General features: G+C 51.8%; 10 protein-coding genes. All 10 read left to right on the top strand.

Annotated features, from left to right (window positions below; translation table 11 throughout):
• Positions 1-13 precede the first annotated feature (13 nt).
• The 10 genes from HC248_RS08485 (at position 14) to typA (ending at position 14,291) form a co-directional block, all read left to right on the top strand.
• Positions 14-1,837, top strand: coding sequence for an extracellular solute-binding protein (locus tag HC248_RS08485; RefSeq protein ID WP_420372017.1), 1,824 nt, complete (start codon positions 14-16; stop codon positions 1,835-1,837).
• Between the two features lie 2 nt (positions 1,838-1,839).
• Positions 1,840-2,874, top strand: a complete 1,035-nt coding sequence (locus HC248_RS08480; protein ID WP_168922111.1) for a microcin C ABC transporter permease YejB — start codon at positions 1,840-1,842, stop codon at positions 2,872-2,874.
• Positions 2,840-3,910 carry an ABC transporter permease gene (locus HC248_RS08475; protein ID WP_168922110.1) on the top strand — a complete coding sequence of 357 codons (1,071 nt, stop codon included), beginning with the start codon at positions 2,840-2,842 and terminating at the stop codon, positions 3,908-3,910. Before HC248_RS08480 ends, HC248_RS08475 begins: the two co-directional genes overlap by 35 nt.
• On the top strand, positions 3,907-5,511 hold the full coding sequence (locus HC248_RS08470; RefSeq protein ID WP_168922109.1) for an ABC transporter ATP-binding protein: 1,605 nt from the start codon (positions 3,907-3,909) through the stop codon (positions 5,509-5,511). The genes HC248_RS08475 and HC248_RS08470 overlap by 4 nt, the downstream gene beginning before the upstream one ends.
• Before the next feature lie 245 nt (positions 5,512-5,756).
• Entirely contained in the window at positions 5,757-6,413 is a 657-nt protein-coding gene (gene rimP, locus HC248_RS08465) for a ribosome maturation factor RimP (RefSeq protein ID WP_168922108.1), read from the top strand.
• Positions 6,410-7,936 carry a transcription termination factor NusA gene (nusA, locus tag HC248_RS08460; protein WP_168922107.1) on the top strand — a complete coding sequence of 509 codons (1,527 nt, stop codon included), beginning with the start codon at positions 6,410-6,412 and terminating at the stop codon, positions 7,934-7,936. The genes rimP and nusA overlap by 4 nt, the downstream gene beginning before the upstream one ends.
• Positions 7,937-7,964: 28 nt before the next feature.
• The gene (gene infB / locus HC248_RS08455; RefSeq protein WP_168922106.1) at positions 7,965-10,931 is read left to right on the top strand and encodes a translation initiation factor IF-2; all 2,967 of its coding nucleotides are present in this window, start codon (positions 7,965-7,967) and stop codon (positions 10,929-10,931) included.
• Between the two features lie 18 nt (positions 10,932-10,949).
• Complete coding sequence (rbfA, locus tag HC248_RS08450; protein WP_168922105.1) at positions 10,950-11,324, top strand: 30S ribosome-binding factor RbfA; 375 nt, start codon at positions 10,950-10,952, stop codon at positions 11,322-11,324.
• 101 nt (positions 11,325-11,425) lie between these two features.
• Positions 11,426-12,415, top strand: coding sequence for a tRNA pseudouridine(55) synthase TruB (truB, locus tag HC248_RS08445; protein ID WP_168923757.1), 990 nt, complete (start codon positions 11,426-11,428; stop codon positions 12,413-12,415).
• A 52-nt stretch (positions 12,416-12,467) separates the two neighbouring features.
• A complete protein-coding gene (gene typA / locus HC248_RS08440) occupies positions 12,468-14,291 on the top strand; it encodes a translational GTPase TypA (protein ID WP_168922104.1) in 1,824 nt (607 codons plus the stop codon).
• Positions 14,292-14,382 lie beyond the last annotated feature (91 nt).

The following is a 14,382-nucleotide window of genomic DNA, read 5'->3' as shown; positions in this document are numbered from 1 at the left end:
CGGCGTTGCCTTCATGGCCTTGGCTTTGTGCATTTTTTCGTCGTCAGCCTCAGCGCAACACGCTTACGCCCAGTTCGGCGATGTTAAGTATCCCGCCGGCTTTGATCACTTTTCCTATCTCAATCCGAATGCACCCAAGGGCGGTGAGATACGCATGGTACCGCCCACGCGGCCGACTAATTTTGATAAGTTCAACCCCTACACTTTGCGCGGCACTGCGCCTTACGGCATTGGCCTGTTGATGATTGAAAGCCTTTTAGTTGGCAACTCTGAAGAGCCGACTACTGCTTATGGCTTGCTGGCTGACACGGTAGTAGTGGCACCCAACAAACTCTCAGCGACGTTTCATCTGAACGATAAAGCGCGTTTTCACAACGGCAAGCCGGTGCTGGCTGCGGATGTCGTGTATTCCTTCAAGCAACTCACTAGCAAACTTGCCGCGCCGCAATTTCGCACGCTTTATGCTGAAGTAAAAAATGCCACAGTCCTGTCAGAGCGCGTGGTCCGCTTTGACTTTGCTACGCCCAATCCTGAACTACCGCTAATGGTAGGAGGGATGCCCGTGTTTAGCCGGGACTGGGGGCAGTCCGATGGGGTGGTCAAAGCTTTTGATCAGATAGTGGTCGATGTCCCTATAGGCTCTGGCCCATACAAACTTACCTCCAACGAGATGAAGCGCGACGTGAGTTATGTGCGTGATCCACTCTATTGGGGGCGCGATTTACCCAGCCGCAAAGGTCAGTTCAATTTTGACAAGGTGACGTTTAAGATTTATCTGGATGAGACCTCACGTTTTGAAGGCTTAAAAGCCGGTGAATTTGATTTTTTGCGCGAGTTCATCTCACGCAACTGGGCTAGGCAATACACAGGCAAACAGTTCGATTCGGGCGAGCTTAAAAAGCGCGCGTTTGAAAACCACAACCCAGGCGACTTTCAAGGCTATGTACTGAACCTGCGCAAAGCCAAATTTCAGGACGTACGGGTACGCCAAGCCATAGGTTTGGCGATGGATTTTGAATGGATGAATCGCCAACTTTTTTACGGGCTTTATAAACGCGTAAATGGCTACTTCCCCAACAGTGAGTTCCATGCAGAGGGATTGCCTCAGCCAGATGAACTAGCCCTGCTAGAGCCACTACGCGCCCAGCTCAGGCCAGAAGTATTTGGCCTAGCACCGGTCTCGCCGAGTACCGCGCCGCCAAACAGTTTGCGCGGCAATTTACGTCAAGCCAAGGCCTTATTGAATGAGGCAGGCTGGCACTATGTGGATGGCGCTTTGCGCAATGCTAAAGGTGAAGCGTTCAGCATAGACTTTTTAAACGATCAGCCTTCGTTGATACGCATAGTCGGTCCGTTTCAGAACGCATTGGAAAAGCTTGGCATACAGCTCAATTACCGAGTGGTGGATTTTTCTTTGGCCAAGCAAAAAATGGATAACTTTGATTTTGAAATGACCACCACGCGAATTTCTGGCAGCACGGCGCCTGGTGGTGAGTTGCTAGAGTATTTTGGCTCAGCTGCGGCGGCGACGCCGGGCTCGGCGAATATTTGGGGATTGGCTGACCTAGCAGTCGATGCATTGCTACAAAAAGTTGTGCGCGCGACCACTAGGCCAGACTTGTCTGCCGCCATGCGCGCACTGGACCGCGTGCTAAGCCATGGTTACTACTCAGTGCCGCAGTTTTATGGCGACGCCTTTTTTATAGGTTACCGCCCCGGTCAATTTGAACTACCAGCGACTATTCCGCCTTACTACCAAGCCGATACCTGGGCATTGAGTGCTTGGTGGGCATCGCCGTCCAACATCGCGGCGAATCAAGCTGTAAAGAAACCTTAAATATGGCTAGCTACATACTCAAGCGCCTGCTTCTCATGATTCCCACATTGCTGGGTGTGCTGATATTGACTTTCACCATGGTGCAGTTTGTGCCGGGCGGGCCGGTCGAACAAATGGTCTCGCAACTGCAAGGCCGGGACTCAGGTGGTGAGCGCGCAGCCGTTAGCGGCGCAGGTTACCGCGGCCGTCAGGGCTTAGATGCCCAGCGAATTGAAGAAATCAAAACGCTTTACGGTTTCGACAAGCCGGTGCATGAGCGCTTTTTTCAAATGCTAGGTCAGTTCGCACGTTTTGATTTGGGGCAAAGCTTTTACCAACGCAAAGATGTGTGGGAGTTGGTCAAAGAAAAAATGCCAGTCTCCGTCAGCTTAGGGCTATGGACTTTTTTCATCAGCTATTTAGTCGCCGTGCCCTTGGGTGTTGCCAAGGCGGTGCGCGCGGGTAGCCGGTTTGATTTTTTTACCACCTTAATTGTGCTGATCGGTTACGCCATTCCTGGCTTCGTCTTGGGTGTGGCGCTACTGGTGATTTTTGGCGGGCAGTTGCAGTGGTTTCCGCTGCGCGGACTGACTTCGTCGAATTGGGAGTCGCTCAGTGTGGGCGCCAAGGTTGTCGACTATTTGTGGCATATCGCGTTGCCTGTGACGGCCATGGTGTTGGGCAGTTTTGCCGTGACTGCCGTGCTAACAAAAAATTCATTTCTTGAAGAAATACGCAAGCAGTATGTGTTGACCGCCAGAGCCAAGGGCTTGAGTGAGCGTCAAGTGCTGTGGAAGCATGTGTTTCGCAATGCCTTAATTCCCATCATCACCGGTTTCCCGGCGGCTTTCATAGGCGCATTTTTTACCGGCTCATTGCTGATAGAGACGTTATTTTCTCTCGATGGTCTAGGCCTTTTAAGTTATGAAAGCGTGATTCGCCGCGACTATCCTGTGGTGTTGGGCACGCTTTATTTATTCACGTTGATTGGTTTGGCGACAAAATTAATCAGCGACCTTTGCTATGTCTGGGTGGACCCACGTGTCAAATTCGATTAAGCCGGCAGTACTTTCTGTCTCGCCGGGACGCCATGCTTGGCGACGCTTTCGGCAAAATAAACTGGGTTTATACAGCTTGGTGTTGTTCTCGGTATTGGTGCTGATGAGTTTGTTTGCCGAGGTTTTATCCAACGATAAACCGCTGCTTGTGAGTTATCAGGGCGAGCTTTATTTTCCCTTGGTTAAAACCTATTCCGAAAAAACTTTTGCCGGAGACTTTGAAACACCGACTGATTACCTAGACCCTTTTATTCGGGACAAACTCACGCAAAACGGTAATTGGGCGGTCTATCCACCCAACCCTTACGGGCCGCGCACTATCAATTATTTTGCAAAAGAGCCCAACCCATCCGCACCATCGCGCGACAACTGGCTAGGCACAGACGACAGAGGTCGCGACTTACTCGCCCAGCTTATTTACGGCTTTAGGCTGAGTGTGTTGTTTGGCTTGGCGCTGACTTTTACCGGCGTGGTGATTGGCGTGATCACAGGTGCTCTACAGGGCTATGCTGGTGGCAAGACTGATCTTGTGTTTCAGCGCTTTATGGAAATTTGGGGCTCTATGCCGGAGCTGTATTTACTGATTATTTTTAGCGCCATATTTGCGCCCAGCGTAGCTTTACTGCTTTTTTTACTCAGTTTATTTGGCTGGATGGGTTTATCTGATTACGTGCGAGCCGAGTTTTTACGCAACCGTCAAATGGACTATGTGCGCGCCGCACGCGCTTTGGGCGTGAGTAATCTGCACATAATGTGGCGTCACATACTGCCCAACAGCATGACGCCGGTAGTGACGTTTTTACCGTTTCGCATGAGCGCTGCTATTTTGGCGCTGACATCGCTGGACTTTTTAGGCCTTGGTGTGCCGCCAGGCACGCCGTCATTGGGTGAGCTGCTCAGCCAAGGCAAAGCCAATATTGATGCTTGGTGGATATCGCTTTCAACCTTCGCGGTTCTCGTCATTACATTGTTGCTACTGACGTTTATGGGTGACGCGCTGCGCGATGCGCTAGACCCCAGAAAGGCGAATACATGAGCCAGATGCCACTCTTAGAGGTTAAAAATCTACACCTATCGTTTGCCGGAAAAGCGGTGGTTCATGGCATTGATTTCTCGATTGCACCGGGCGAAAAACTAGCCTTAGTCGGTGAGTCAGGGTCGGGGAAAACCGTCACCGCATTAAGCTTATTGCGACTAGTGCAAAACGCCGCTGTGACAGGCCAAGCACATTTTGACATCGACGGTAAGCGCCGTGATTTGCTGGCTTTGAACGAGCACGCATTACGCGGCATACGTGGCCAAGACATTGCCATGATTTTCCAAGAGCCTATGACTGCGCTCAATCCACTCTACTCAATCGGCAGCCAGATTGCTGAAGTGCTGCAACTGAAAAAAGGCTTGAGTCCAGCAGAGGCGACAAAAGCGGCGATCAAACTGCTTGCTGACACCGGCATTCAAGACGCTGAAAGGCGGACAAATTCTTTTCCGCACCAACTCTCAGGTGGTCAACGCCAACGCGCCATGATTGCCATGGCTTTAGCGTGTCAGCCCAAGCTGTTATTGGCCGATGAACCGACTACCGCACTAGACGTGACAGTCCGCGGGCAAATTTTGGACTTGCTAGCAGGACTACAAGTGGCCAACGGCATGGCGGTATTGCTAATTACCCACGATCTGAATTTAGTTAAACGCTTTGCCGACCGCATTGCTGTGATGGAGCTAGGGAGAATTGTGGAACAAGGCACGGTAGAAGAAGTTTTTTCTAATCCGCAACACGCCTACACCCGCAAACTACTGGCCAGTCGGCCTGAGCGTGATGCCGCTCAAACCGCGCCAGATTTAAGTTTGCCGCGCGTGATGTTGGCAAAAGATTTAAAGGTCAGTTACCCCATCACTACGCCGGGTATACGCGGCTGGTTTAAAAAAGCTGAGTTTGTTGCGGTGCAAGGCGCCAACTTTGAGATCTCAGCTGGGCAGACCTTGGGCGTGATTGGCGAGTCGGGTTCGGGCAAGTCCAGCTTGGCTTTGGCAGCCCTAGGTTTGCACCCGCATGGTGGGCAATTACAAGTTGCAGGCAGGGCTTGGAGCGAGCAGTCGGCCAACAACAAAGAACTCAGACGCATTGTGCAGGTGGTATTTCAAGATCCGTTTTCTTCACTGTCGCCGCGTATGACGGTGCATGACATTGTTGGCGAAGGTCTGCGGGTACATCACCCACATCTAAGTGCGGCACAAAGACAGGAAAAAGTAGTCGATGCGCTGCATGAGGTTGGCCTGCATCCGGCGCAGTTTCCAGGCTTACTGGAGCGTTATCCGCACGAATTTTCAGGCGGGCAACGGCAGCGATTAGCAATTGCGCGGGCCTTGATATTACGGCCACAGCTATTGGTACTGGATGAACCAACCAGTGCGTTAGATGTCACGATTCAAAAACAAGTTTTGCAACTGCTGCAAGGCCTTCAGCGTGAATACGGCTTGAGCTATCTACTCATTACGCACGATGTTGACGTAATCAAAGCCATGGCCCATCAAGTCCTTGTCATGAAAGACGGTCAGGTTATAGAGCAGGGTAGTCTTGAAAACGTAATAACCAAGCCAAAGCATGCATACACCAGAACATTGATGGGTGATTTATAGTCACATTAGCGCAAGCGTTAAATTGCATATGAATAGACTAAAGTCTTCTTCAGGTCTTTAGTTATCAGCCTCGCGACAAATCCATGCATAATGCGCGGCGCTGAGCTTTAGCTGGGTTACAATATGTTCTTCACGACCAAATGGGCGGGTTTTCACCGCTCATTTTTTTTGGGCGTTTGTTTTTACGCCCATGGGTTTTTCGACTAACTTTTGCATTAAACACGCTGCTTTTTTTAGATTTTTGAATGGCACTACACGACACGATTGAGCAAACCGTCACAGGATTGGGTTACGACCTAGTTGACATCGAACGCACCACGGGCGGACTGCTACGGGTGACGATAGACATGCCTTACGTGAAAGAAGCCGAGCAGTTCATCAATGCAGAAGATTGCGAAAAAATTACCCGTCAACTGCAGTTTGTACTGGAAGTTGAAGGCACTGAATATTCCCGGCTTGAGGTTAGCTCGCCCGGTATAGACAGACCGCTTCGTACAGAAAAAGATTTTGATCGTTTTGCTGGTGAATTAATTGATATCACCCTCAAGTACGCTGTTGGCATTGAAGCTAGCGCAGGAACCACGGTTTCCGCAAATCAGAAAAAATTCAGAGGAACTCTTGAGCACGGCCAAACGCCTGCCGAGGGTGCTGCGACAATTTGGCAAATCGTCTGGAGTGATGAAATCATCACCAAGCCCGGCCAGAAAATTGGAAAGAATCGTGTGCTCCCGCCGCTACAAGCTCTAGGCTTTACGCTAGATGAAGTAGCCCAAGCCCGATTGGCTCCAGTTGTAGATTTCAAAGGGCGAAAGCCAAAGGCTGCCGCAGGCGCCGTGTCTGCAGATGAGCAGACTCAAACACCCGATCAGTTAAAAAATGAGAGCGAAAGGCTTGTGAAATGAACCGCGAAATGTTGATGTTGGTAGATGCCATCTCGCGCGAAAAGAACGTTGAACGCGACGTTGTTTTCGGCGCAGTCGAGTTAGCGCTGGCCCAAGCCACTAAGAAAATTTACACCGGTGAAGTCGATATCCGTGTGGCGGTTGACCGCGACAGTGGTAACTACGAAACCTTCCGCCGCTGGCTGGTCGTGCCAGACGCTGCTGGTCTGCAAAACCCAGAGGCAGAAGAGTTAGTTAGCGACGCGCGCGACGAAATTCCAGATATCGAAGAAGGTGACTTCATCGAAAAACCCGTGGAAAGCATGCCGATTGGCCGGATTGGCGCGCAAGCTGCCAAGCAAGTTATCTTGCAAAAAATCCGTGATGCTGAGCGCGAAATGTTGCTCAATGAATTCATGTCGCGTGGCGACAAAATTTTTGTAGGCACAGTCAAACGCATGGACAAAGGCGACATCATTGTCGAGTCCGGCCGGGTCGAAGGCCGTCTGCGCCGCAGCGACATGATTCCAAAAGAAAATTTGCGCTCTGGTGATCGCGTTCGCGCCATGATCATGGAAGTCGACACCACACTGCGCGGCGCGCCAATTATTCTCTCGCGCTCAGCGCCTGAGTACATGATCGAATTGTTCCGCCAAGAAGTGCCAGAAATTGAACAAGGATTGCTAGAGATTAAATCTTGCGCACGAGACCCTGGTTCACGCGCAAAGATTGCTGTCTTCTCACACGACAAACGGGTTGATCCAATCGGTACCTGCGTTGGTGTTCGTGGTACCCGCGTCAATGGTGTGACCAATGAACTAGCCGGCGAGCGCGTCGACATTGTGTTGTGGAGTGAAGACCCAGCGCAATTTGTGATTGGTGCTTTGGCACCTGCTAACGTCACATCGATTGTGGTGGACGAAGAACGCCATGCAATGGACGTTGTGGTGGATGAGGAAAACCTCGCCATCTCTATTGGCCGCGGTGGTCAGAACGTGCGTTTGGCAGCTGAGTTAACCGGCTGGAAAATCAACATCATGACGGCTGATGAATCAGCCGAAAAGCAAGCGACTGAGACCGATACCAGCCGCAAACTGTTCATGGAAAAACTCGATGTGGACGAGGAAATCGCTGATATTTTGATCAGTGAAGGATTCACAAGTCTTGAAGAAGTCGCCTACGTCCCAATTCAGGAGATGTTGGAGATTGAATCATTTGATGAAGGCACCGTCACCGAGTTGCGCACACGCGCCAAAGACGCTCTTCTCACCATGGAAATCGCATTGGAAGAAAATGCCGAAGGCGTTTCGCAGCATCTGCGCGACGTTCAAGGCCTTACCCCCGAGCTGATTGAAAAACTAAGCCAAGCGGGTGTCAACACTCGTGATGACTTGGCTGATCTAGCCGTGGACGAGCTTACCGATATTACCGGCCAGTCTGCGGACGAAGCCAAGGCCCTCATCATGACAGCGCGCGCACATTGGTTTACCGATGAGCCAGCCGTCGCTCCGGCAGCTGCACCCGCAGCCGCCTCAGAGCAGTGATCATGAAGGCCAGTCAGGAAAACCAAATATGTCCAGTACCACTACCGTCGCGCAATTCGCAGCTGAGTTGAATAAATCTACCGCCACACTGATCGAGCAATTGACCAGCGCAGGAGTCGTCGAGGTCAAAGCCGACGACAACCTGTCCGAGGCTGACAAGCAAAAACTGCTGGGCTATCTACAGGCCAGTCATGGCACTGTTGCAGCAGAGCGTAAAAAAATAACGCTGGTAAAAAAATCCACCAGCGAAATCAAACAAGCCGATGCTACCGGCCGTGCACGCACCATTCAAGTTGAGGTGCGTAAAAAACGCACATTCGTCAAACGTGAAGACGGTAGTGATGCATCGACTGACGAAGCCAATGCCGAAGGTGTAGCCCAAGCACCTGAAGTCGACGATACCGAATGGACACGTCGCGCAGAAGAAGCCCATCGCAATGCACAATTGCTATTGGCACAAGAACAAGAGTTAACTGAAAAGCGCCGATTGCACGAAGAAAAAGAAGCCGCAGAAGCACAAGAATTAGCTGCCATAACGCGTGAAAACGAACGCGTAGCAGCCTTGGAAATTGCAGAGCAAAAGAAATCCGATGCTCTCGTTGCCGCAACACAGGCAGCTGAAGCAGCCGCAGCTAGCGCAAAACCGAAGCCCCAAATTGGTCGCATATTTAAAACACCAGAACCGGTTGTAGACCCGGCAATTGCTTTAGCTAAAGTGGCTGCTGCTGATGTGGCTGCAGCCAAGATAGCGGATGCTGCCGCGGCAGTTGTCACTGCTAAAGCTAACGCTACAGCATTAGCCAAAGCTAAAGCGACCGCAGAGTTCCAAGCTGATGCTGTCAAGGCACAAGATCTGCAAGATAGACGCCGCAAAGCAGAAGCCGAAGCCGCAGGTATTCGCGCCATGATGAGTGCGCCTAAGCGCGTTTTAGTGCCGCACGTCGATCCAAAAACTGTCATGAAGGGCACGCTGCACAAACCCGCAGTTGCACCTGGTGCGGCCAAACCAGCAGCCGCTGCACCGGCAGCTCCTGGCGTTGCAGGCAAGAAGGAAGTTAAATCTGAGAATTTGTCTTCTACCTGGAAAGATGACGCAGCCAAGAAGAAAGGTCCACCCGCACGTGGTGCACCTTCTTTGCCTGGACGTGGTAATTTCCGTGGTGGTCAACGCGGCGGACGTCGTGGCAATGACCGTGATGCGCGCCCTGAGTCAAACTTTGTAGCACCGACTGAATTCAAAGTTATTGAAGTTCACGTGCCAGAGACGATTACGGTTGGTGAACTCGCCCACAAGATGAGTGTGAAGTCCTCCGAGGTCATCAAGCATTTGATGAAACTCGGTCAGATGGTCACCATCAATCAGCCATTAGACCAAGACACGGCCATGATTGTGGTCGAGGAAATGGGCCACAAAGCCATTACCGCTGCGCTGGATGATCCAGAAGCCTTTACTGATTTGGATGTCCAAGGCCAATTGGCCGAAGCATTGCCACGTGCACCAGTTGTGACCGTCATGGGTCACGTTGACCACGGTAAAACATCATTGCTCGACTACATTCGTCGTGCCAAGGTTGCCACTAGCGAAGCCGGTGGTATTACTCAGCATATTGGCGCTTATCACGTGGAAACTCCGCGCGGCATGGTCTCTTTCCTTGACACACCAGGTCACGAGGCGTTTACCGCCATGCGTGCCCGTGGTGCTAAAGCGACCGACATTGTGGTGCTAGTGGTTGCTGCTGACGACGGTGTGATGCCGCAAACTCGGGAAGCTATCAAGCACGCCCGTGCTGCTGGTGTGCCGATTGTTGTGGCGATTAACAAGGTTGACAAACCCGATGCCAATTTAGACCGCGTTCGTGGTGAGTTGGTCACAGAATCCGTTGTGCCAGAAGAGTTCGGCGGTGATTCACCGTTCGTACCAGTCTCTGCACGTACCGGTGCGGGTGTTGAGCAATTGCTAGAACAAATTTTGTTGCAAGCTGAAATACTTGAATTGCGTGCTCCAGTCGATGCATTGGCCAAAGGTCTGGTGATCGAAGCGCGTCTTGATAAAGGTCGCGGCCCAGTTGCAACCGTTTTGGTTCAGTCCGGAACGCTGAAGGCTGGTGACGTGGTGTTGGCCGGCTCTACCTACGGTAAGGTCAGAGCCATGCTGGACGAAAACGGCAAAACGATTAAGACCGCAGGTCCTTCGATTCCGGTCGAAATCCAAGGTCTGACCGAAGTGCCACAAGCGGGTGATGACTTCATCGTCATGCTCGATGAGCGTAGAGCGCGTGAAATATCAACCTACCGTGCTGGCAAGTTCCGCAACACCAAGCTGGCCAAAATGCAGGCGGCCAAGTTAGAGAACATGTTTGCCGATATCAGTGCTGGCGAAGTCAAGTTGCTTCCCATCATCATCAAGGCCGACGTGCAGGGTTCGCAAGAAGCTTTGGCTCAATCGCTGCTCAAGCTCTCGACCGACGAAGTCAAAGTTCAATTGGTTTACTCCGCTGTGGGTGGAATTTCTGAATCCGACGTGAACTTGGCGATTGCTTCCAAAGCCGTGCTGATTGGCTTTAACACCCGAGCTGATGCTCAGGCACGTAAGCAAGCCGAGAACAACGGCGTAGATATTCGCTACTACAACATCATTTATGACGCTGTGGACGAACTCAAAGCGGCTATGTCTGGCATGCTCACGCCGGACAAGAAAGAAGAAATCATCGGTACGGCCGAGATTCGCGAAGTCTTCAAGGTCAGCAAAATCGGCTCTATCGCCGGTTGTATGGTCACCGCAGGTATGGTTCGCCGTACCGCAAGACTGCGTTTGCTACGCCAGAACATCGTCATCTTCACGGGTGAACTCGATTCACTCAAGCGTTTCAAGGACGATGCACGCGAAGTCAAAGAAGGCTTTGAATGTGGTCTTAACATCAAGAACTACAACGACATCCAACAGGGTGACGTTTTGGAATTCTTCGAAATCCGCGAAGTGGCTCGTACGCTGTAAGCGGGGCGAATGATTTAAATGGCAAAGAAGAGAAAATCATCTGCACCCAACCGCGGTTTCCGCGTGGCCGATCAGATCCAACGCGATCTGACCGAGCTGATTGCGCGCGAACTCAAAGACCCGCGGGTTGGCATGGTGACGGTGCAAGCCGTCGAGGTAACGGCCGACTACGCACACGCGAAAATATTTTTTAGCGTGTTAGTGGGCGACCCAGCTGCTTGCGAAGAAGCGCTTAATCAAGCCGCAGGTTTTCTGCGTAATGGCTTGTTCAAGCGTCTTATGACGCATACCGTGCCTACGTTGCACTTTCACTACGACCGCACCACAGAGCATGCGGCTGACATGAATGCCTTGATTGCCAAGGCCGTGTCGTCCCGCGCTCAAGAAGAGTAACGCTCTCGTTCTCCCCTTTTTGATCAAGCTCGGGGCGAACATTAGCCTCAGCCTGCGCTTTATGCGCAGCTTTGAGTTTGATCAAAAAGCCTATGCCTAAAATTTCCAATCCACGCCCTAAAGTTTTGCGACGTCCCGTTCACGGCGTGTTGCTGCTCGACAAGCCTTTGGGTTTGTCCAGCAACCAAGCTTTGCAAAAAGCTAAGTGGTTGCTGCGCGCGGAAAAAGCTGGTCACACTGGCACGCTAGATCCTTTAGCGACTGGCGTGTTGCCGCTGTGCTTTGGTGCGGCCACCAAGTTCAGTCAAGTCCAGCTTGAAGCGAATAAGACTTACGAAGCCGTGTTGTTACTGGGTCAGAAAACCACTACCGCGGACGCCGAAGGTGAAGTCATTCAAACCCGGCCTGTGCCTGCCATCACGCCCGAGATGTTGCAGTCTCTAACCGCGCAGTTCACCGGCCCATTAGCGCAAATTCCGCCCATGTATTCAGCGCTGAAAAAAGACGGTAAAGCACTTTATGAATACGCGCGTCAAGGCCAAGAAATAGAACGCGAAGCGCGCCACATCACTATTTTTAGCCTTGAAATGTCAGTCGCTGAAGATGACCGTGCTGATGCTGCGATTCGCATTATTGTTAGTTGCAGCAAAGGCACGTATATACGCACACTTGGCGAAGACATTGGCGAGGCAATAGGCTGCGGAGCGCATCTAGGCTTTTTGCGCCGAATTGAGACCGGTGGCTTCGTCGCCAGCCAGTGCATCACGCTAGCCGCGCTTGAAGCCATGAGCGAAGACCAACGTATGGACTGCTTGCTCGCGCCGCAGTCGCTGGTCGCTGCCTTTCCATCTGTCACATTAGACGCAGAAAATTCAGGACGTTTCCTCAGTGGTTTACGCCGCCGTGGAACGCCAGGCCAGTGGGGGCCGGATGCGGCACTGGTCCAAGTTTACGGAACTGAGCCGAATGCCTTTTTAGGTTCAGCTCATGTCACAGCCGATGAACTGATACCCCAGCGACTGCTCAGCCCACTGGAGGTCAAGAACATGCTCACGGCAAGTTCTGAGCCGCAAGCCGATTTGATGCATTGATTTTTAAGCCTCCTTTAATTTTAAGTTTCCAGAAGTTATCAGAAAGCCAACTATGAGTATTAAACAGATACGTAATATCGCCATCATCGCCCACGTTGACCATGGTAAAACCACCATGGTCGACCAGTTGCTGCGCCAATCCGGCACTTTTGCCGACCACGAAAAAGTCGTCGACACCGTGATGGACAACAACGCCATCGAAAAAGAACGCGGCATTACGATTCTGGCCAAAAACTGCGCAGTGACCTGGAAAGGCACGCACATCAACATCGTCGACACCCCGGGTCACGCCGACTTTGGTGGCGAAGTTGAGCGTGCTCTGTCAATGGTTGACGGCGTTGTTTTGCTCATCGATGCACAAGAAGGCCCAATGCCACAAACTCGTTTTGTGACTAAGAAAGCCTTGGCTCTGGGTCTCAAACCGATTTTGGTCGTGAACAAAGTTGACAAGCCAGGCGCGCGTCCTGACTTCGTGGTCAACGCTGCATTTGACTTGTTCGACAAGCTAGGCGCTACCGACGAGCAGCTCGACTTCCCAGTGGTGTATGCCTCCGGTATTAACGGCTGGTCTTCAATGGAAGAAGGCGCTGCAGGCGAGCAGTGGGGCCCTGACATGTCGGCTTTGTTCGACACCGTTCTCAAACATGTTCCATCGCAAAAGGGTGATCCTGATGCGCCATTGCAGTTGCAAATTTCTGCACTTGATTTCTCAACCTTTGTCGGCCGTATTGGCGTTGGCCGTATTTCTTCCGGCACTATCCGTCCGATGATGGACGTTGTGGTCATGGAAGGCGTTGACGGCAAACCGGTTAAAGGCCGGATCAACCAGATTCTGACCTTCCAAGGTTTAGAGCGCGTACAAACCTTAGAAGCCGGCCCAGGCGAGATCGTTTTGATCAACGGTTTGGCTGAAATCGGTATTGGTGTGACGATTACCGATCCGGTCAATCCTGCACCTATGCCTATGCTAAAGGTCGATGAGCCGACACTGACCATGAACTTTTGCGTCAACACCAGCCCATTGGCTGGCCGTGAAGGCAAGTTCGTGACCAGCCGTCAAATCTGGGATCGTCTGCAAAAAGAATTGCAGCACAACGTTGCACTGCGCGTTAAAGAAACCGACGAAGAAGGTATTTTCGAAGTCATGGGTCGCGGCGAATTGCACCTGACTATTTTGCTGGAAAACATGCGTCGCGAAGGCTACGAGCTGGCCGTTTCCAAGCCGCGCGTGGTGATGAAAGACATCAACGGCGTGCGCCATGAGCCAATCGAGTTGGTCACAGCCGACATCGAAGAGCAGCACCAAGGCGGCGTTATGCAAGCCCTGGGCGAGCGCAAAGGTGACCTGAGCAATATGGAGTCCGACGGCCGTGGCCGCGTTCGCCTTGAATACCGCATTCCAGCACGTGGTCTGATCGGTTTCACTAATGAGTTCTTGAACTTGACCCGCGGTTCTGGCCTGATTTCCAACATTTATGACAGCTACGAGCCGCATAAAGGTGACATCGGTGGCCGTAAAAACGGTGTGCTGATTTCTATGGATGCGGGTGAGATTTTCACTTACGCACTGGGCAAGCTCGATGACCGCGGCCGCATGTTTGTGCGTCCTAACGATCCAGTCTATGAAGGCATGATCGTCGGTATTCACAGCCGCGAAAACGATTTGGTGGTTAACGCCACCCGTACCAAGCAGCTGACCAACTTCCGCGTCAGCGGCAAGGAAGACGCTATCAAGATCACGCCACCTGTGGACTTGACGCTGGAATACGGCGTTGAATTCATTGAGGACGACGAGTTGGTTGAAATCACACCTAAGTCGATTCGCCTGCGTAAGCGCTACCTCAGCGAAAGCGAGCGCAAGCGCTCAGGCCGTTAAACTTCTGCGCCTGCAGTAAGTGCATGCTGGCTGGATAGTGAAATATCCAGCCATTTTTTTTGCTGATCTTTGCTCTGCTAAAGCGCAACAA

Origin of the sequence: Polaromonas vacuolata, from assembly GCF_012584515.1 — a bacterium.
Taxonomy (GTDB): domain Bacteria; phylum Pseudomonadota; class Gammaproteobacteria; order Burkholderiales; family Burkholderiaceae_C; genus Polaromonas; species Polaromonas vacuolata.
The sequence above is the reverse complement of the archived record's forward strand: the minus strand, read 5'-3'. Positions and strand labels throughout refer to the sequence as shown.